General features: G+C 42.0%; 16 protein-coding genes, 1 pseudogene and 1 riboswitch. Of the genes and pseudogenes, 9 read left to right on the top strand and 8 right to left on the bottom strand.

The features are described from left to right. The first annotated feature begins 292 nt into the window (after positions 1 to 292). From AS888_RS16975 to AS888_RS16945, 7 genes are all read left to right on the top strand, one after another. Positions 293 to 1,582 (top strand): histidine--tRNA ligase, encoded by a 1,290-nt coding sequence (locus AS888_RS16975; RefSeq protein WP_061143331.1) that lies wholly within the window; start codon positions 293 to 295, stop codon positions 1,580 to 1,582. Between the two features lie 126 nt (positions 1,583 to 1,708). Further along, a riboswitch (cobalamin riboswitch) is annotated at positions 1,709 to 1,904 on the top strand. 257 nt (positions 1,905 to 2,161) lie between these two features. Further along, on the top strand, positions 2,162 to 3,868 hold the full coding sequence (locus tag AS888_RS16970) for an acyl-CoA dehydrogenase family protein (RefSeq protein WP_061143330.1): 1,707 nt from the start codon (positions 2,162 to 2,164) through the stop codon (positions 3,866 to 3,868). Positions 3,869 to 3,883: 15 nt separating this feature from the next. Beyond that, positions 3,884 to 4,771: an NAD(P)-dependent oxidoreductase gene (locus tag AS888_RS16965; RefSeq protein ID WP_061143329.1), complete on the top strand. Its 888-nt coding sequence runs from the start codon at positions 3,884 to 3,886 to the stop codon at positions 4,769 to 4,771. An 18-nt stretch (positions 4,772 to 4,789) separates the two neighbouring features. Then, complete coding sequence (locus tag AS888_RS16960; RefSeq protein WP_061143328.1) at positions 4,790 to 6,244, top strand: CoA-acylating methylmalonate-semialdehyde dehydrogenase; 1,455 nt, start codon at positions 4,790 to 4,792, stop codon at positions 6,242 to 6,244. Between the two features lie 92 nt (positions 6,245 to 6,336). Next, on the top strand, positions 6,337 to 7,122 hold the full coding sequence (locus AS888_RS16955) for an enoyl-CoA hydratase-related protein (RefSeq protein WP_061143327.1): 786 nt from the start codon (positions 6,337 to 6,339) through the stop codon (positions 7,120 to 7,122). A gap of 15 nt (positions 7,123 to 7,137) precedes the next feature. Then, a complete protein-coding gene (locus AS888_RS16950; protein WP_061143326.1) occupies positions 7,138 to 8,193 on the top strand; it encodes an enoyl-CoA hydratase/isomerase family protein in 1,056 nt (351 codons plus the stop codon). 222 nt (positions 8,194 to 8,415) lie between these two features. Next, the gene (locus tag AS888_RS16945) at positions 8,416 to 9,372 is read left to right on the top strand and encodes a hypothetical protein (protein WP_397252021.1); all 957 of its coding nucleotides are present in this window, start codon (positions 8,416 to 8,418) and stop codon (positions 9,370 to 9,372) included. A 152-nt stretch (positions 9,373 to 9,524) separates the two neighbouring features. Here the strand turns inward: AS888_RS16945 and AS888_RS16940 are convergent, their stop codons facing one another. The 4 genes from AS888_RS16940 to AS888_RS16925 all read right to left on the bottom strand — a co-directional run bounded on the left by AS888_RS16940 (position 9,525) and on the right by AS888_RS16925 (position 14,613). Next, entirely contained in the window at positions 9,525 to 10,718 is a 1,194-nt protein-coding gene (locus AS888_RS16940; RefSeq protein WP_081092498.1) for a C40 family peptidase, read from the bottom strand. A 126-nt stretch (positions 10,719 to 10,844) separates the two neighbouring features. Beyond that, positions 10,845 to 11,960: a GerAB/ArcD/ProY family transporter gene (locus AS888_RS16935; RefSeq protein WP_061143324.1), complete on the bottom strand. Its 1,116-nt coding sequence runs from the start codon at positions 11,958 to 11,960 to the stop codon at positions 10,845 to 10,847. A 1-nt stretch (position 11,961) separates the two neighbouring features. After that, positions 11,962 to 13,131, bottom strand: coding sequence for a Ger(x)C family spore germination protein (locus tag AS888_RS16930; protein ID WP_061143323.1), 1,170 nt, complete (start codon positions 13,129 to 13,131; stop codon positions 11,962 to 11,964). A gap of 9 nt (positions 13,132 to 13,140) precedes the next feature. Continuing rightward, positions 13,141 to 14,613, bottom strand: coding sequence for a spore germination protein (locus AS888_RS16925; protein ID WP_061143322.1), 1,473 nt, complete (start codon positions 14,611 to 14,613; stop codon positions 13,141 to 13,143). 196 nt (positions 14,614 to 14,809) lie between these two features. Here AS888_RS16925 and AS888_RS16920 point away from each other — a divergent pair, with 196 nt between their 5' ends. Then, the gene (locus tag AS888_RS16920) at positions 14,810 to 15,547 is read left to right on the top strand and encodes an alpha/beta fold hydrolase (protein ID WP_061143321.1); all 738 of its coding nucleotides are present in this window, start codon (positions 14,810 to 14,812) and stop codon (positions 15,545 to 15,547) included. A 254-nt stretch (positions 15,548 to 15,801) separates the two neighbouring features. Here the strand turns inward: AS888_RS16920 and AS888_RS16915 are convergent, their stop codons facing one another. The 3 genes from AS888_RS16915 to AS888_RS16905 all read right to left on the bottom strand — a co-directional run bounded on the left by AS888_RS16915 (position 15,802) and on the right by AS888_RS16905 (position 18,436). Next, the gene (locus tag AS888_RS16915) at positions 15,802 to 16,638 is read right to left on the bottom strand and encodes a TIGR03943 family putative permease subunit (RefSeq protein WP_061143320.1); all 837 of its coding nucleotides are present in this window, start codon (positions 16,636 to 16,638) and stop codon (positions 15,802 to 15,804) included. 15 nt (positions 16,639 to 16,653) lie between these two features. Continuing rightward, complete coding sequence (locus AS888_RS16910) at positions 16,654 to 17,535, bottom strand: permease (protein WP_061143319.1); 882 nt, start codon at positions 17,533 to 17,535, stop codon at positions 16,654 to 16,656. Between the two features lie 256 nt (positions 17,536 to 17,791). Continuing rightward, positions 17,792 to 18,436, bottom strand: a complete 645-nt coding sequence (locus AS888_RS16905) for a TetR/AcrR family transcriptional regulator (RefSeq protein WP_061143318.1) — start codon at positions 18,434 to 18,436, stop codon at positions 17,792 to 17,794. 216 nt (positions 18,437 to 18,652) lie between these two features. On the opposite strand from AS888_RS16905, the gene AS888_RS16900 reads away from it, so the two are divergent. Then, positions 18,653 to 19,837 (top strand): YhgE/Pip domain-containing protein, encoded by a 1,185-nt coding sequence (locus tag AS888_RS16900; protein WP_061143349.1) that lies wholly within the window; start codon positions 18,653 to 18,655, stop codon positions 19,835 to 19,837. Between the two features lie 485 nt (positions 19,838 to 20,322). On the opposite strand, the pseudogene AS888_RS25200 reads toward AS888_RS16900, so the two are convergent. Continuing rightward, positions 20,323 to 20,559 (bottom strand): annotated as a pseudogene (locus AS888_RS25200) (CotD family spore coat protein); the annotation flags it as partial. Positions 20,560 to 20,795: the final 236 nt, after the last annotated feature.

Genomic DNA, 20,795 nt, shown 5'->3' with positions numbered 1-20,795 from the left:
ACTTGCAATAATGACATCCGACAGCGGCAACGATACTAACGAAATAAAAAAGAATTGATATATCCCTTACAGTATGATACATTAAATGGAAATTTGAGGTGAACCCATATGCAGTCCGTTAAGAAGAGCATTTCCCTGTCACAATTACATCATCCTATAAAGTAGTCTTGCTATTCGATTTTTAAAAATCGGCATATAGGAAGGCTATTTATCATTAAACCGCATGGATTAAGTTATAAAACTTAAATCTCGTGCGGTTTTTTTATTTTAATAAAAATTGGAGGAATGAATGATGAGAAAAATGGATTACCAAAACGTAAAGGGCACTCAAGATTATTTACCGGATACAGAAGTGATACGAAGAGGCATCAGAAGGACAATAGAAGACGTTTTTATCCAATACGGATGTAAGCCATTGGAAACACCGATATTAAATTACACGGAATTGCTAGCTTCCAAGTATGGCGGGGGTGCCGAAATATTAGAGGAAATGTATACCTTAACAGACAGGGGAGAAAGAGATTTGGCGCTGCGATACGACCTCACTATTCCCTTTGCAAAAGTAGTTGCAATGAATCCAAGCATAAGGAGACCTTTTAAAAGATATGAGATAGGTAAAGTTTTCAGGGATGGACCGATAAAAACGGGAAGGCTTCGTGAATTTACACAATGTGACGTCGATATAGTGGGTATAGAATCTCAAGTTGCTGAAGCGGAATTAATGACGATGGCATTGGATGCATTCCGGAAGCTTGGTTTAAAGGTAAGCATCCAATATAATAATCGAAAATTATTAGCTGGAATGCTTGAGGCTTTTGGAACAACAGATGAAAAGATCAATAAAGTGATATTGATACTTGATAAACTTGAAAAAGTCGGATCGGAGGCTGTTACGGTGGAGCTAAGGGAACAAGGGCTGCTGCCTTCAACCATCAATTCGATTAATCGCTTTATAACCGCCGAGGATAATGCCAGTTCGGGCTATTTCGAGCCTCTCAGTGAACGGAATCAACAAATTAAGCAGGGAGTAGCAGAATTAAAAGAGCTGGAATCTTATCTCGAATTCCTTGGTGTCGATAAGCAATGTACATTCAATCCATTTTTAGCAAGAGGGCTGGAGATATATACTGGTACGATTTATGAGATATTTTTATCTGATAAAACCATTAAATCAAGTATTGGCAGTGGCGGAAGGTATGACAATGCCATTGGTGGACTGATCGGGACGAATGAAAGCTTTTCAACGGTGGGGATTTCATTAGGTCTGGATGTTATTTATACGGCCTTACTATCTTCGAAGGAAAATATCGTGGAAAATCCTGATGTGGATTTTTATGTGATCCCGATAAATACCGAAAAGCAAGCATTATTAGTCGCAAGGCACCTAAGGGATAAAGGATATAAGGTGGAATATGAAATGGGAAAGAAAAGGCTCGGTAAAGCCTTAGATAAAGCAAATAAAGAGAAATTTCGTAATGTCATCATCATAGGAGAGAACGAGGTGAAAAATAATCAAATTAAAATTAAAGATATGTTCTCTGGTGAAGAAAGAATGGAGCCTTTTTCGTTCAGTGAAGGCTGATGAGGGACGAGGCATTAAGATTAAGTGCATTCGGATGAATCTTAAGCCGTTATAAATGATAGATTAAATCAAGCATATCAAATATTTGTAAATTTACTAAATATTTGATATGTTTGATTGGAAAACTTCATACGTGTAGAAACGGGTGTAGATTGATATTTTTTCATCTACATAATAGGGAAGTCGGTTAGAGCCCGACGCTGTCCCGCAACTGTATTTGGGAGCGATCCGGATAAACCACTGTCTTCAGAAACATGAAGATGGGAAGGTTCGGGGAGTGATGATCATAAGCCAGGAGACCTGCCTGTTTCAGCACACATCTATACCTACGAGGATAGGGGGTGTTAAGTGCGAGCGATTGATCTGCATGTTTTTAGTTTGTCATGGGAAAACATGTTTGTTTACGTATCAATTCGAACTTAACAACTTCTTTAATGGAAGTTGTTTTTTTATTTTAAGATCATCATCAGGAGCTGTGCAGAAAAAGTAGTGTATGTGAGCAATGTTGAAAGGGCTTACAATAAACTGGGAAGCCTGCCCGAGAGAAGAGGGCGATGAGTTGAAACAAGGAGGAAAGAAATGGGTGAACTTCAATGTAACGAACCTTTATTTCCTCATAAACTGGACACGGCAGGATTTACACCAGAGGATTTTAATGAGGAAGATCATCTCATATCAAAGACTACAGAGCTCTTTGTCAAAAACGAAATAATGCCCCTGCTGGATTCGATCGATCGGCATGATCACGGCAAGGTGAAAAAATTGTTTCAAGAAGCGGGAGAGCTCGGCTTACTCAGCGTAGAGGTTCCAGAGTCGTATGGCGGATTGTCCCTGAATAAAAAGCTTTCAGGGCTTGTGGCCGAGAAGATGGGATTTGGCGGTTCTTTCAGCGTCTCCTTTAATATACATGCAGGTGTAGGGACCCTCCCGTACGTTTATTACGGGACAGAAGAGCAAAAGCAAAAATACTTGCCAAAACTTGCATCAGGAGAATGGATTGGTGCTTATGCCTTAACGGAAAATAACGCGGGATCCGACGCGCTTAACGCCAAAACGACGGCGGTCTTAAATGAGCAGGGGACAGCCTGGCTATTAAATGGTGAAAAACAGTGGATCACGAACGCACAAGTAGCCGATGTATATGTTGTCTTTGCCAAAACAAATGACAGCATGACTGCATTCATTGTAGACAGAATGTTCAAAGGGGTTTCCGTCGGTCCCGAAGAGAAGAAAATGGGGATAAAAGGGTCTTCGACAGCCACTTTAATTTTGGAAGATGTCAGTGTACCGGCGCAGAATGTTCTGGGAAAAGTCGGGCAAGGCCATCATGTAGCATTGAATATTCTAAACATGGCGCGATTGAAGCTCTCCTTTTCTAACATCGGAGCATCCAAGCAAGCATTGGAGCTTGCCGTTAACTACGCGAAACAGCGTAAACAATTTAACCGGACGATCATCGGTTTTTCGATGATACAAGAAAAGATTGCGAATATGGCGATTGCGATTTATGGAGCGGAAAGTGCGGCCTACAGAACGGCTGATAGCTTGGACAACGTATTCGAAACGGACGAACCTCTCGATGAACAATTGGGAAAACTGGCAAACTATGCAGCCGAATGTGCGATCAATAAAGTTCATTGCTCCGAGATCCTTGATCGAATCGTGGATGAGGCTTTACAAATTCATGGGGGTTATGGCTACATGCAAGAGTACGAAGTGGAACGATTATATCGGGATGCCCGGATTAGCCGGATTTTTGAAGGAACGAATGAAATAAACCGTCTGACCATTGCCAAATTATTGATGAAAAAGGGGTTTCAAAACGGCGGCACATGGTTGAACCCTTTATTTGATGAGGAGGTGAACCGAAACCGGCAATACATCCAGTTTTCTAACATGCTTCTTCACAAATCTTTGAAAGCATTGATACATGCCAATATCAACATTCAACAGGAACAAGAATATGCCCGTTTGCTTGCAGACATGGTGAAGGAAATTCATGTGATGGAATCATCGGTCATTCGCACGGAAAAAGCGATACAAAAGAACGGGATGGAAAAAGAGCGGCTGAAAGAGAATATGACGAACGTTATCTGTGAAGAGGGGTATCGCAGAGTTGAAGAGATGGCCGTGTTGATTTTAACGGGAACGGAATCGGGTGAAGCAAGCAGAAAAGTATTATTGGAAGAAGTTCGCAGCCTTGCTGTTCCCCTCTTTAGGAATCTATTTATACAAAAACGTGAAATTGCAGAAAGAATGGCTGATCAAGAAAAATATAAGGTGTGAACGGAGTGAAGCCTATTGAAAAAAATCGGGTTTATCGGATTGGGCAATATGGGTCTGCCTATGTCGCAAAGTTTACTACTTTCCAATTTTACAGTGTATGGAATGGATTTGAACAAAGAAGCTGAAATGTCCTTTCATCAATCAGGAGGAACGATTGGCGTATCGATTGAAACTATGGTGAAACAATGTGATGTGATCCTTACAAGTCTTCCATCCTCTCAGGCAGTGGAAGAAGTTTTCCTAGGAGAAAAAGGACTCGTTTATCTCGTCGATTCCGCTGTTATGCTGATCGATACGAGTACGGTGGCCCCTGAATTGAATATTCGCATCGAAGAGGCTGCCAAGAAAAAGGATGTTGATTTTCTCGCGGCACCCGTCAGTGGCGGCGTGATAGGGGCGGTAAACCGGACGCTCACCTTCATGGTAGGCGGTTCAAAGAATGTCTTCGATAAGGCCAGGCCTTTATTTGACGCAATGGGCGAGAATATTTTTCATGTGAATGATCAAATCGACAGCGGTACGAATACAAAGCTGATCAACAATCTCTTGATCGGATTTTATACGGCAGGGGTAAGTGAAGCTCTTCACCTTGCAAAGAATAGCAATCTTGATCTTGAAAGATTGTTCGAGATGCTGAACGTAAGCTATGGACAGAGCCGAATCTACGAGCGAAACTACAAAAGCTTCATCGCAAACGATAATTACGAACCCGGTTTTGCTTTAGAGCTGCTAAGAAAAGATCTCGGCTTCGCACTTGGGCTTGCAGCAAAGAATGATCTGGAACTGCCGCTAAGCAAAATCCTTTTTGATCTGTATGAAGAAGCAGTGGAGAACGGGTATGGTGATAAAGACATGTCCATCCTCTATAAAAAAATAAGTGAGCAGGCGACGAAGATTCTTTAAGGAGAGGTGAGGGAGCAGATGATTACAACGAATATAAAAAGAATGAAGAACAACATCAACGGAGAATGGGTGGATTCCAACGGTACGGATGTCGAAGAAGTAATTAATCCAGCCAACGGAAAAATAATTGCCTATGTACCTCTATCGGTGAAAAGGGATGTCGATCAAGCCGTACAGGCCGCTCAACATACGTATCAAACTTGGTCATTGGTACCTGTGCCGAACCGGGCAAGACTTCTATACAATTACCTTCATCTGCTTCAAGAGCAGAAAGAACAATTGGCCGAAATCATAACGATGGAAAATGGGAAAACGTTAAAAGATGCCCGCGGTGAGGTACAGCGGGGAATTGAAGTTGTGGAGATTGCGACTGCAGCTCCGACTCTAATGATGGGTGAATCCCTGCCTGGCATTGCTGAGGGGATCGATGGATCGATCTGGCGCTATCCATTGGGAGTGGTTGCGGGCATTACCCCTTTCAACTTCCCGATGATGGTACCGCTTTGGATGTTTCCGCTCGCAATCGCCTGCGGCAACACGTTTGTCCTAAAAGCTTCAGAAAGAACACCAATCCTCGCCGAGAAACTAGTGGAGCTTTTCTATGAATCTGGTTTCCCGAAGGGTGTCCTCAACCTTGTGCATGGTGCAAAAGATGTCGTGAACGGCTTACTGGAAAGCGATGACATCAAAGCGATATCATTCGTCGGTTCCGAGCCTGTGGCCAAGCATGTATACCAAACGGGTACAGCTAACGGCAAACGTGTTCAAGCACTTGCTGGTGCCAAAAACCATGCCGTTGTCCTAGCGGATTGCCATCTTGAAAAGTCGGTTCAAGGCATTATCGGAGCGGCGTTCGGCAGCAGTGGAGAACGCTGCATGGCCTGCTCGGTCGTAGCGGTGGTCGATGAGATCGCCGATGAATTCATGGAGTTGCTCGTTTCTGAAACTCGTAAACTGAAAACAGGAGAAGGCAAATCGGAAGATAACTTTGTTGGTCCGCTGATCCGTGAAGTCCACAAAAATCGAGTGGTCCATTATATTGATAGCGGAGTAAAGGAAGGGGCTGCATTACTGGTTGACGGGAGAAATCCGGAAGTTGAGGAAGGATATTATGTCGGAGCTACCATTTTCGATCATGTGAAACCGGACATGAAAATATGGCAGGATGAAATTTTCGCTCCGGTATTGAGTGTTGTACGAGTCAAAGACCTTGATGAAGGAATCAAACTCACCAATCAGTCGAGATTTGCCAACGGCGCTGTCATCTATACGGCGAGCGGCAAAAGCGTCCAGCAGTTTCGCGACAAGATTGATGCCGGAATGATCGGTGTGAATGTCAACGTTCCAGCTCCGATGGCGTTCTTCTCCTTCGCTGGGAACAAAGCCTCCTTTTATGGAGATCTTGGAACGAACGGAAAAGATGGGGTCCAATTTTACACACGAAAAAAAGTGGTAACCGAACGCTGGTTTTAACTCTGACTAACCAACAAAAGACCTGTTTGCGGCATAAAGAAACCAATGGAGGGGTCTTTCCTATTTAACAGCGATCATGGGAGGGGTAAACTTTGAACTACAAATATGCAAAGATCGAAAAAGAAAATTTCATTACGTTGGTCACATTGAACAATCCACCCGCAAATGCACTATCTTCTTCCTGTATCGCTGAATTGCGAACCTTAATGCAGGAGCTTGGGCGCGATGAAGAAACAAGAGCCATCATCATGACAGGAGCGGGCCGGTTCTTTGTGGCGGGGGCGGACATAAAAGAATTCGTCTCAAAATTGGGCGATCAGGAACAAGGGTTGGCGCTTGCTGAAGGGGGCCAGGCGCTTTGTAATGAAATCGAAGCTCTTAAGAAGCCAGTCATTGCTGCAATAAATGGGCCGGCACTTGGCGGAGGGCTGGAGCTGGCGATGAGCTGTCACTTCAGGATCTTATCCGATCAAGCGACGCTAGGTCTGCCGGAATTAAAGCTTGGACTTATCCCTACTTTTGGCGGCACACAGCGGCTCCGCAAGATAACGGATACGGCAACGGCATTGGAACTTATCCTTACGGGACGTTCCCTTTTTGCAGGTGAAGCCGTTGAACGTGGGATTGCCCAGGTAGCTGTAAAAGAAGCTGAATTGTTAAAAACGGCTAGAGCAATGGCAACGTCGTTTGTAGAAGGAAAAAGCATGACCAGTGTGATGCGAGCTGTGGAATGTATCGTTCAAGGAGGCAACGACAGCATGGAGCAAGGGTTGGAACGGGAACGAAAACGGTTTGCCGAACTGTTTCTGACAGCTGATGCCAAAGAGGGAATTCACGCATTCGTCGAGAAACGACAACCAGACTTTAAACATTTCTAAAAAGGAGTGGATGGGATGTCTGCCGAAGTGGTGTTTTCCATTAAGCAAAATGGAGTGGCAATGATTATTTTAAACCGCCCGAAAGCGCTCAATTCATTATCTCATGAGATGGTGCGCGCCATCGGTGAAAAATTAATGAAATGGAAGACAGACCGTAACGTATCGATCGTTATCATAAAGGGCGCAGGCACAAAAGGGTTTTGTGCGGGCGGTGATATCAAGACACTCTATGAAGCACGATCATCTGAGTCAGCGATGCGAAAAGCGGAGGGTTTTTTCGAGGTGGAATACGAGACGGATCTGTCCATCTACCAATTTCCAAAGCCGATCATCGCTTTTTTAGATGGAATCGTGATGGGGGGAGGCGTCGGGCTGACATACGGTGCGAGTCACCGGATTGTAACGGAGCGGACGAAGTGGGCCATGCCAGAAATGAATATTGGCTTTTTTCCTGATGTGGGAGGAGCTTATTTTTTAAACAAAGCTCCTGGACACTTAGGGCGTTATCTCGCTTTAACTGCGTCTGTTATACAAGCACCCGATGTACTCTATATGAACGGTGCAGACATATTTATGGAAAGTGACACCATGCAGCTTTTTAATGAAAAAGTGGAGCATACGGATTGGTCCGAGGGGAAAATTGATGAAAAGCTTGATCAGCTGATCGATGAATATCGAACACAGCCATCTCAAGTGAGCAGGCTTGCTTCTTTTCAAAAAGAAATCGATCGACACTTTGGGTTTGTAACAGTTGAAGCGATCCTTGAGTCGCTCGACAGGGAGGGCAGCGATTTTTGCACGAAAACGAAAGAGCAGCTTCTTGCCAAATCCGCATTTTCATTGAAGATCACGTTAAAGCAATTGACCGACGGCAAAAATAAAACATTGAAACAATGCTTCGAAACCGATCTTTTGCTAGCCAAGAACTTTTTGCGGCATGGAGACTTCTATGAAGGTGTGCGATCCATCCTCATCGATCGAGACCATTCGCCGAAGTATGAATACAAACATGTTTCAGAGGTAACGGGGGATACGGTGGATAAATTCTTTAACCAAGTTCTAAACGGGTAAGATACATGCCATTGATCATCACTACCGAGAGTAATGCTCGGCAATTACAATACGTGCAATTGCACGCAATCATGAATTGTATGGGGAAATGAGTATGCCTTTCTGAAAACAACAAGCTGTCTATGGACGGCTTTTTCCCATGGTCCGTCAAAACCATTTTACTTGGAAAACGGTTCTTTGCATCATACTATATAGGAAGGATGGAAGGGAAGATAAATGAAAATGAATAATGGAATGTTGAAGGAAGGGCTATCGATCATTTCCCAATGTAAACAGGAAACGGGCGACATTTGGCAAGCGCATTTTGGTGCGGCGGCCATTGCTGGTCACTTTTTCGTGAAGGATAATGAACTGACTGGAAATCTGGCTCAACTTGTAATTTCGCAGGTGAAATCAATGATCGAGAGCCAGTGTACGGATAGGAAACAATTTGATCCTATAGGTGAATGGGAAATGGAAAAGGCTGAACACAATATTCTTCAATCACTTGATAAAACGATCGATCGACTCCACTGGGTTGGACATAACGTCATTTATGGCGCCATTAGTATATTGGCACTTCGTGACTTGAAAGAAAGCGGGGCCGTTTCTGGCGTCGGCCTTTCTGGGATAGCAGATCTCATTCTATCATTCGAAAACTCGATTCCAGGACGCTCATGGATCGGTTTTTCGGCTTCTGAAGTCAAAAGAATCGAAATGACAAAAGAAGATGGCCTGCCAAAGATTGAGAACGCAAATGACCTTTCCCATTTCGTGCTGGAAGAATTGGCGCAATTTCCAATCATATATCGAGCGGAATCACACCATGACTTAATAGGACATATGATCACTTTTTCTCATGCATTGAACATTTTATTTGATGCTGGCCATGTTTCCTTGTTCAATAGAGGTCTGCAGCCTTTGCTCAAACTGGTTAAAGCTCTTCGGGGCAGCCGGGATGTCAAAATAGGGGATGCGATAAAGATATTCTCACCCGTTGATCATTTGCCGCTGCAAAAGGCGGTGCGATCGGAATGGCTGCCAACGGAGTGCGGGTATTGGACAAAAGACCATAGCAGGAATCGTTGGGATTTTGGACATATCTTTAAATTTCCTTTTAGTTTTTATGATCATGGAAGACGTGTGGGGAGGGTGAAGGATCAATCCATGGAGAATTTTCGCTATATTATCAATCAGTAGTTGTGCCTGCCCTTAACTTGAGTTCGGAAGCAGGTCTGAGCGACAATTAACTTAAGGGCTAACATTAGAAATCAAGCGAAACAGGAAAAGCGTCCCGGACCAAAATCGAGAACGCTTTCCTTTTTAGGTTCATAGAGTTGTATCTTGATAGGTTAGTTTAATACACGTACCGCTTTTATGAAACGGGGTCCCCAGTAGGAACTATTGATGTTTGCATAAGAAACGCCGTTGGATGTGGAAGCATTGAGCATTTGTCCATTACCGGCATAAATGCCAACATGGTTGATTACGCCATCACCATTTGTATCAAAAAACACTAAATCGCCTTTTTGAAGGTTGTTCGAAGATACGGATGCACCTGCCCGTGATTGGGCCAATGAAGTGCGGGGCAAGGAGATGCCTGCAGCCTGAAATGCTTTTAATGTGAATGAAGAACAATCAAAAACATCAGTGCGTGATGTGCTCGCGCCGTACACATATTTAGCCCCCATATATTTTGCACCAGTAGTCAAAACTTGATTAGCCTTGGCGGATTTCGTCGTTGATATGGAAGGTTTGTTAGCTGCCGAGGATGCAGTCTTTCCGGAAACATTGATGGTTTGGCCGATTTTAATGCGATTCGAATTGGTGATCGCAGGGTTTAACTTAAGTAAGGCATTTAGCGATAGGTTATATTTTTTGGCAATGGAAGATAAACTATCCCCCAGCTTGACCACATGTTTTTCGACAGCCTGCTTATTTACATTGTTGCCATTGTTAATGGCAGTGGTCGTGATCTTCAAGACTTGTCCTGGGAATATCAGTGATCCACTCAAGCGATTTACCGATTTTAATTGCTGGAGTGTCATATTTTTTGCTTTGGCAATTTGGCCAAGAGTATCCCCAGGTTTGACTGTATAAGTGTCGCTTGAATTGCTTTTGCTGGCATTCGTGCCAGTCGAAATGGCTTGTCCGGAAACACGGATTGCTTGGCCAATATAAATGCGATCTGAATTGGAAATCGCGGGGTTTAATTTAAGCAAGGCATTAAGGGAAAGGTTATGTCTTTTGGCGATCGTGGATAGAGTATCCCCAAGTTTAACTACGTATTTCTTCGTTGTATCACTACTTTTCTTCGTTGTCTTGTTAAGGCCATCGATCTTCAAGACCTGCCCGGGATAAATGAGGCTTCCCGTCAAGTGGTTGGCGGCTTTAAGTTTCAGGACGGTTGTCTGATTGGCTTTGGAAATTTTATCAAGGGTATCCCCTGATTTAACTTGATAAGTACTGGCATAAGCTGAACTGCTCGCGAATAAGGTCCCGACAATGGTTCCCGCAAGAATGATAGAGTTTTTCGAATTGTTCATTTAGGAAAGTTCCTCCTGATGTGGTAAATAAATATGTAGCATTTATAATTATAAAGGTATAGGAAGGAAAAACCATGGTAATCCGAATAAAATATTATTTCATACTATTGCAATCATTCAGTTTATTTATTTGCTGGGGAGCTTGGCGAATTTTCCTCTTACAAAAGTGATCATGACAATCAATAGAGGCACAATGATTTGAAGAGGTACATGCAAAAGGAATGGTACAAGTTCAAGGCCGATTTTTACATGGAGGGAGTTATTGTCGGAATATAAATATGAGAAGGCGATAATGGCAAGGAAGACCGTGGAAACAAGGCTATTATTATTCACTTTCCATTTATTCATACAATCTTTAGCAACGAATATCGATGCAAATGTGAATACGGTTATTTTAAAATAACAGCCAATCATGAAAATGATGACAGCCAATATATCCAAGCGCTGGAAAAAACCGATCAACCCAATATGTTCTATGGTCGTAACAAGCGGATAAGAATAAGACTTAGCTAAATCAGGGTGTAATACGCCGATCGTTAGAAAAGAAAAAATGGATAGTAAAAAGGTTGAAATGACAATGACGATGCTGCCGCCTTTTGACAATGATTTTTTTTCCTTCAAGAAAGGAAGCAACGCTAAAGAAACAACCAATTCACCATAAGGGAAGGTAATTAGTGTAGGGAAGACGGTCTTAACAATCTTCGTAACGTCTAATGAATGGAAGGGCATGATATAATCAATGTGAAAATTGCTGCTTAATACAATGAAAAAAGGAATGAGTAAGAGAAATAAAAGGGTGACCGACCCGAAAATCACAGCCGACCGTACAAATGGCTCGAGTCCTTTTGAATACGTATAAATAATGAGTAAGAATATGGTGAATTTAATGAAGAAGGGGTGCATATTGTGCAACAATGTACTATTGATGAAATGGACGATATCATTTAACACCCTTGATGCTATGTAGGCAAAATAGACCGCATAGACAGCGGATATGATAAATCCAAGATGCTTGCCGAATTGAGCAGTAAGTATAGGATTAAGACCCTGATGGTGATTTTCATTCCAGATATAAACATACAGATTGAATAAAAGCAGGCCGGTAATGCCTGCCAGTACATTCGCCAGCCATGAATATTCACCTGCATCAAGCCCCAGTCCTAAAATAATGGCGCTTCCAAGGAGAAATAGCAGCATGACGAACTGCATTTCTATCATTCCAACTATGGGTTTTCCGCTCATATTAGTCACCTCTTGACTTGTAATTTCCGACATTCTGTATGGTGATATTAGAATGGATCTCTATTTGGGCAGTCTTGATGCTTGTTGACCACTCTTCTTCAAGGGTGTTCCATAACTTGGGATTCTTATTTTTAATGAAATGACCTAAGCCAAATGGATCTATTTCATAGCCTTGGGCAATGGAAAGGATCTTGTTTTCTTTTTTCTGTATCGTTTTATTTATTTGCTTTTCGAGCTGTTCGATCGTGTCGGGATCTTTCAGATTCCCATGGCAGTTGTACTGACGTATGTCTCCTGATAGATTAAGGGTGTATTGAAAAAGGTAATTATTTTCGACCCTCTTATATTCCCTGTTCTTGACATGACCATTAAATAATTTGAAGGCGAACTTTTCTGGACCTTCCGGACAAGTTGATTCTATTATGAATCCTGATGATTTTCCGTTAAGCAATTGGAGAAATAAAGAATCCCTGTAATCCAGGTACTTTTTCAGATACTCATCTTTAAATAATCCAAACCCGCCAAATACAATGTGGGCAGGGTTTGTCGTATCGAGATTATCGCGGCTCATTCCTTTTTGGAGATCGCCCTTTAATACGATATAAGGCAATGAACTATCTTTTCCCTCTTCTAATAAATCCACTTTTATTTCGCTCGCATTTTGCAGGACATGTTTTCCTAATTTATTCAGTGTATTCGTAATTTCAAGTGCTGAATAGCCTTCGACAGGTGAAAAAATCTCCAGTAGTTCACTGGCCTTGTTGCCTTTAGTGGTAATGATCAGTGCATTGGCCGGTATATCAGGGGAATGGAGGATATATTCAACTATTTCCTTCGTTCTGCCTTTACGTGCCAATTCTTCCCCCAACACGATGATCTGCTCTTGTTTTAAGTCCACATACCTGGATGTATTCATCGATATCTTTTCCAATGCGGTATCTATCGTTTTCCCTTTTGCCTTATACACGATGTAAGGAGAGTTATTCAATAGTTTTTCACCGGAAATCTCTCCTGGATTGATGAGTTGTAAAGACACGACATAGCCTTCTTTTTCATAGTCAATCCCAAGTGCAAATGAGAAAGACGATTGATTCAATTCATGCTTGTCCTCTTGAGAGAAGAAAATGGATGCAACGGATAAAATGATAAAAATTAAATAGAGGTATTTCATTCATTTCCCTCATTTTTTATGATTTTTGATCAGGTCATCTTTGCTGTATTTTTTTGTCGTGTTGATGATTTTTTTTAATGGAAGCCGGACAAATGTGTCTTTTAAATCGACAGTTTTCACTGGAGCGATGGGGGATAAGTAAGGCACCCCAAAACTGTTTAAACTGCATAAATGATTTACCAGGACAAATGTGCCGAGCATGATTCCATATATGCCGAATATACTTGCTAAAAACACGAAAATAAACCGGATCATTTTAACGCTATTGGCAAAGGGGTGGATCGGTACAGCGAAATTCAATACATATGTAGCTGAAACGACGACCAATGAAGCAAGCTGGACCAATCCTGCATCAGCGGCAGATTGCCCTAATATCAATGTTCCGATGATGGAAAAGGCCAACGTGATTCCCGTGGGCAAGCGTATCGAACTCTCTAAAACCACTTGAAATAATAACATGAACACAATCACTTCCAGCACGACAGGCAAAGGAACGATTTGGCGCTGGGCCGCCAAATTGATTAATAGTTCACTTGGGATCAGCTCCTGGTGGAACAAGGTAAGGGCAATGTATAACGGGATTAAATAAATGGATACGATGAAAGAAAAGATCCTTATCAATCGGGTCATTTCGAACAATGATTTTTCATAATAGTCTTCAGGTGATTGCAAGAATTGAATAAATAGAGCAGGAACGATGAGGACGTTTGGAGATCCGTCACAAATTATCGCAATCTTCCCCTCCAATAAATGACCAGAGGTAACATCCGGACGCTCCGTGGTGAATACCAAGGGAAAAGATGTTATCTGATCGCCGCTGATGCTTTCTTCTATATAGGAAGAATCCAAGATGGATGAAAGCTCGATCGATTGTACCCTTTTCCTGAGCGTTTCCAATATTTCCTGATCGACCTTATCCGCAAGATACATAAGGGAGATGCTTGTATTCGTTTCCTCTCCAATTGTTTGTTCCTCTATCACGAGGTCTTCATTTTTCAGTCCTCTTTTTATTAAGGAGATATTATTTTTAGCAAGTTCCGTAAACCCGATTTGTGGCCCTTTCAAGACCCGCTGGGACTGTGGAAAAGTAAATGCCCTGTCCTTCCAGTCTTCTGTATCAGCGGATATGCATCGATCGATCCCGTCAATCAGGACAATCGTCTTTCCGTTCGTCAGGTGACTGATGAGTTCAGTCTTCGTATTAATCACATGGATATTGGATATTTCGATGGTATTGGTAATGTCATTGAGTGGATGAGCAGCAGAAATTACGTTCATATGCAACAATGGGCGCAAAATATGCTCCTGTATGGCAGCCTTATCCACGATGGTATCTAAATAAACCATACAAATTTCCTTCCTCACTTCTAGTAGAGGTGGGGAAATCGTTCGAACGATCAATTCCTTATTCGAATGGAAGGATTTCTGTATGGAAGCTATATTAATTTTTAGGGAATCCGATAAATTCTCTACGCTCTTCATGGTGTTTCCCCTTATATTCTTTTTAGGTTAATATAACCAATTCCCTTTTGAATATTCCCATCGGTCACAATCCGCCCTAGGCATTTTTCATGGTGCCTATAATCCATTTTGTGAAATGAGGATGTTCCTTGATTTATAATCGCTGATGGGTATGATTAGAATTGTAGTTAAAATGAATGGTTAAGGTGAGGTAATGATGAAGAAAATAATAAAATATGGTCTTATAAGTCTGATTGCTGTCTTATTGATTGCTTTTGGGGGGTTCTATATTTGGTCTGAACAAACATATAAACCAACCAAGCAGTTGCATGCTTTAGTCAACGAGAAGGAATGGAAGGTTCAAGACGGGTTTGTCGTGATTGAACCTAAGAAGAGCAATGGGACTGGGATTGTCCTATATCCAGGAGCTAAAGTAGAGCCTGAAGCCTATGCCTATTATTCGAAACAATTGGCAGCAAAAGGGTACACGGTTCTGATTGCGGACGTTGCCTTCCATTTTGCCCTATTGGACGTGAATAAGGCAGCGGATGCCAAAAAGTTATTCCCGCAAATGAAACAATGGTATATCGGGGGACATTCTCTAGGAGGAGTGGCGGCCGCTTCCTACGCTTATAAGCATCAGGATGAGGTGGAAGGGATTATCTTCCTCGGATCCTATCCTAGTAAGTCAAGTGACTTTACCGACATCGACATGCCGATCCTTTCCTTGTACGCTGAATACGACGGGCTGTCAACGGTCGAAAAAATTAAAGAAAATGAACACTTGCTTTCAAAAGAAACGACCATGCATAAAATAAAGGGGGGGAACCACGCCCAGTTTGGAATGTACGGAAAACAAAAAGGAGATAAGGAAGCAAAGATTTCCGCTATTGAACAGCAAAGGGAAATGGCCACGGCGACAAAGCAATGGCTGGATGAGCTTGAAAAGAATTAGTGTGAGCTTGATCAAGAGACGTGACCTTGGCTAGAAATGAACGAGTGTCCGTGTTCCCGCCTAACAAATGCGTGTCCAGACAAGACATCGAGCGCAGATGGCACCCTGAACGCCCCTGTAAAGCTAAGCGCATGCATCGGGAGGGAATTATTTGATTTTATAAAACTAAAAAAACTGGAGGCAAACTCGATTTCCGTTGAGTTTTGCCTCCAGTTTGGGGGAAGGGGCATGCTCCTTCCCTCTTTGAATTTGTCTTAATATTGTCTGTATACATAGGGGTCATCGGGTTCAGCCACTTTGCTGTGTGATGATACTTTAAGAACGGGGATGGTCTTCTTGAAAGGTTGATAATACATGGTCTCCACCTCACCTGTCACGGAATACCACTCATCATTTTTAGGATCCATCCCTTCAGGAAATTCGATCAGCATGCCGAATACCCCAGAGTCAGCGACACAATGAATGACCCCAAAGCGAAACAGGAATACCTGGTTCTTGGCTAGATCATCTGAATGATACGAAAATCCTGTCAACGTAATTTTCTTACCGGTGAACTTGCCCGGAGAGTAATAGATCGCTTCCAAGTCGGTAAGGTAGTTTTGATCGGTCAGCCGAAGGCTATCATGCTTGCCTAAGCTTTTGAGCGATTGATCCATTAAGGTTAAATAGTCATCCTTGCCGTAATAAAGGCTGGTGTCTGGCTGCAGGAATTGATGCTGGCTATATTCATCCGAGTCATCATACACAGGGAAGTGGAACCCCTTTTTTTCCACGATATTGGAATCCATTGTGGCAACGGGCAAAAAGAGTCCAGTGAAGATGGGAAGTGAAAAGAGGGTATATGTCACGGCCTTTTTCCATTTCTTGTTATCCTGGTTGTGATCATGGCCGCACTGGCAATCATCACAATGATCCTGATCCTCTTCTTTGAAAAATAAGTAGGCCCCCATTATCGTGAAAATGGCCAGTATATAGATCGCGATCTGTGAAACATAAGAATACTCCATATTAATGTATTTCGATATATTCCCTGAGGCGTGTAAGTGCATGAATAAAAAAGTCAGTCCAAGTAATATGAATAATCTTCCCATATAAAAACACCCTCTTTAAGAAATAAACAATAAGGTTAAACCTAGTACCCCGATGAAAATATAAGCCAACAAACATAAAACGAACTTTGTTTTGAAGGTACCTAAAAGCATGATGGTATTTTTAATATCGAACATGGCCCCGAACACAAGAAAAGCAACAAGAGAAGAAGGGGAGAAGGTACTTCTAAAAGAACTTGCCACAAAAGCGTCTGCTTGAGAACAGAGGGACATCACATAAGACAAAGCCATCATGACCACATTCCCGGATAGATTTCCATGACCGATATCAAGCAATACGGATGTTTTCAGAAAGGTCTGTATGGCAGCGGCCAAGAGTGCACCGATGATTAAATACTTTCCTACAGAGAAGAACTCTTCGATCGAATGCTTGAACATTCCTGTAATCTTGCCTTTGACAGTAAGGGAATGCTGATGTGTATGCACGATGTGTTCAGTTTTTAGCTGATTGGTCTTGAATTGGAAAGAAATGATGAAAGCAATGAGTAGCACAACCAATAGTGCAGTGCCGCCACGATAGAAAACCATGATCCAATCATTTCCAAATGCGATATAGGTTGAAAACAGAACAATCGGATTCAATATAGGTGCAGAAAGCATAAAGGCGATCGCTGCTGAAAGAGGAACGCCTTTAGCAATCAAGCGGCGGGTAATCGGGACGATCCCACACTCGCATGCAAGAAAGAAAATCCCTGCTCCTATTGCGGATAAAACAGATAAAATCGGATTCTTCGGTATGATCTTTGCAATCATCTCTTCCGACACAAAGATTTGAATGATTCCAGAGATAAGGACCCCCAATAGAATGAAGGGAAGGGATTCAATTAGGATGCTAATAAATATCGTATTCATTTGCAAAAGGGCCTGAACGTTCATCATTAACCACCTTCCATAAAGCTGACTTACCCATATTAGGTTCGTGATGAAAGGAAGTCAATTTTTTATTACTGGAGAAATCGACTAAAAGTTGAATGAACATGAAGGTATAGACAAAAAGGGAGGAAATATGGTCAGGTAGTCTCATATATAAGCTTGTACGGGGGAAAAGCATTCTTATTCAATCGTATTGAAAGCGTGTTTTAGTGGGTTTTAAAACACGCTCTTTTGTTTGATTGAATATAGGAGATTAATCTGGTTAAGTTGCTTCGCCACTGCCCCCGTCAATCTGAGGTTTTAATTCCTCCTTAAGACCAGCCACATATACCGGACCAAAGTACGATATCTTTATTAGTGTTGAGGCCATTTCTTGAGGGGGCTGCTGCATGCCGTTTTCCAACCAGTATTGAATGACACCAAGATGGGCAGAAGTGACATACGCCATCAGGTGCTCAATGGGAACTAAGAGTGACTCATGATTCAGGTTTTTCATCGCTTTTTCAAGAAAGTTGGTTCTCATAAATTGTTTTATTCTCACTTGAAAGGCAGGATCTCCTTTTGGACCTAAAATTAATTTCATGAATTGGGCATTTTCTTTTATATACTCAAATAACTTCACTAAAGGTATCGGATCGTTCAGTAATTGGGAATCAACGAGCATTTTTGGTTTTAATTCTTTGAAAAATTCTTTCATTTCCTGAATGATTTCGTCTTCGCTCTTTTTCAATAGATCGTATTTATCCTGGTAGTGTAAATAAAAAGTCCCGCGATTAATATCGGCCTTTTCCGTTAAATCTCTGACCGTAATTCGTTCAAATCCCTTTTCTTCCATTAAATGTGTGAGGGCGTCTCGTATCATTCTTTTTGTCCGGATTATGCGTCTATCCGTTTTTTGATCAGACATGGGCAAACTACCAACTTTCATTCTTTTTTTCAATAATAATGAACAATATATGACTTTGTGTTAAGTAATGGACGTAAGCTTCGATATTGTTTATTGCGTAAATCCCTTATTTAATTATAATTTACATAGTGATAATAAAACAACACTGTGTGCATTACTTTGGAACAAGGAGTGCTGGATGGTTAAAGAAAGGGAAAAGGAGATAAATTTATGAAAATGGTAAAAAATAAAATGGTGTTTTTAGCACCCATAATTGCATTGGCAGTTGTTCTTATATTTAGCCTGACGTTGATTCCGTCGGTGAATCCAACACCAAAAAACCTGCCCATTGCTTTTGTTAATGAAGATCAAGGAGTGACACTTCCCGATCAAACAAAGGTAAATATGGGTGAGAAAATGGCTGACATGATTAAAACTTCAGCTGAACCTAAATCAGATGAAGAACCCGTTGTGGATTGGGTTACCGTAAAAAACTATAAAGAAGTTAAGCAAGGTTTAGACAAGCGGGAATATTACGCGGCATTGGTCATTCCAAAAGACTTCAGTCAAAAGCAGGCATCTCTTCAGACTCCAAAGCCTTCATCACCTGAAATTCAAATTTTGGTGAACCAAGGAATGAACACGATGGCATCCACTCTTGCGGGACAAATGCTAAATGGAATCGTGGACAATATGAATACCAATATCCGCAGCCAGATTCTAACCGGATTCGAAAAACAAGAAGGTACACTAACGACAAAGCAAGCTGCTGCGTTAGTAACACCGATTACAAAGAATGTAACCAATGTAAATGAAACAGGAACACATAGCGCCAATGGGAATGCGCCCGTGTCGCTATTCCAGCCGCTTTGGATGGCGTGCATAGCTGGTGCCGCTTTCCTTACTATCATGCTGAATAAACTTCCGTTTGCAAACCGGAGAGAAAAATTGGCGAATCAATTGGTACAGGTGCTCATAGGTGCTGTGCTCGCCATTTTGGTAGGCTTTGGTTTGACGTGGATGGCTGATGCAGTGGGGATGCATATTCCCCATTTCACTAGCATTGCTTGGTTCCTATCCATTGCTTATTTCAGCTTCTTCTTAATGATTTCGGCTGCCCTTTCTTGGCTGGGGATGAAGGGATTGCCGTTATTCGTCATTATCCTCTTCTTTGGAGCCCCGCTACTGTCGATGGCCCCAGAGCTGATGTCTTCTTTTTATACTAACTGGATCTATTCCTGGCTGCCGATGCGCTTCATGGTTGATGGATTGCGTGAGTTATTTTTCTTTGACAAGGGGCTAAGCTGGAATCATCCTACTGCTGTTTTAGTAGGCATTGGCATAGGCGGACTTACGGTTTTATGGGCTTCTGCCCTAAAACCGGGACCTAAAAAAGAAGGAGAATCTCAAACAAACATGTAAGGGAAGTTGTTAAATTGGGATAACAAAAAGGTTTCGGAATGGTTTTCTTTCCGAGACCTTTTTCATGTTTCAGCTGTAGGAAAATATGTATATTGACGATCGTTTAATGCTAAACCTCCCCTGGTTCGACGAATTCAGTATGAAAGCAAGAAGTCAGTAAGTGGTTGAAAGTAACGAAATAACGGATGCAATAATATTTGAAAAAGGAAATGTCACCACAAATATCGATTGTCAGGATTATACAAGATACTATACAGTCATCTACCATTCCCCTTGATCTTTTCGGTTCAGTATTTCAGAAGTTCGATGTCGTAAGGGAAAAGAAGGGATTAGAAAAACCCCTTATAGGGGCTTTTTAATGGTCAGAACCGATAGGGCATTGGGGAGTGCCAAGAGTTTGGCGGACAAGGATGCGGAGGGCAAGGATTATGCGGCATTTCACAAATGAGGTTTTGCGTGCAGCACTCATTCACTACAGATTGAGTATGCGGGAAATAATGTTTATACGTGTTGATATGTTTGTTCACCGTTTTGGTATGAGATGGATGGATTACAGGTATTACCGTGTTCGAGACGTTTGTATTAACGTATTGCTTTGTTGGTGAAACCTGCGGCGGGTCATATTGAGTAGGACTAACGTTGGGCGGACAATATTGCGGCGGGCAATGTTGTGGTGGACATTGACCCCAGTTTGGCTGTTGCCATGAGTTATTATTTTTCATTTCTAAACCTCCATTTAAATTAAGTCATGATATTTTATGTGAAATAGTTGAAAATGAACTAATGTGGATGCCTATTTTCTATACAGAATCACTAGTACGAATGACTGGCACAGCAAAAGGAAATAGTAAGGGACATGTGAGAGATACCAAAAGCGAATAAGGTACGGGCTGCGGATGATGTATCGATATTCTTCCCCAAAGGGACGTAAGACCAAAAAAACAGGAAGAGCTTACGT

Source organism: Peribacillus simplex, assembly GCF_001542915.1.
Lineage (GTDB): Bacteria > Bacillota > Bacilli > Bacillales > DSM-1321 > Peribacillus > Peribacillus simplex_B.
This window is presented reverse-complemented; position numbering and strand designations above follow the sequence as displayed.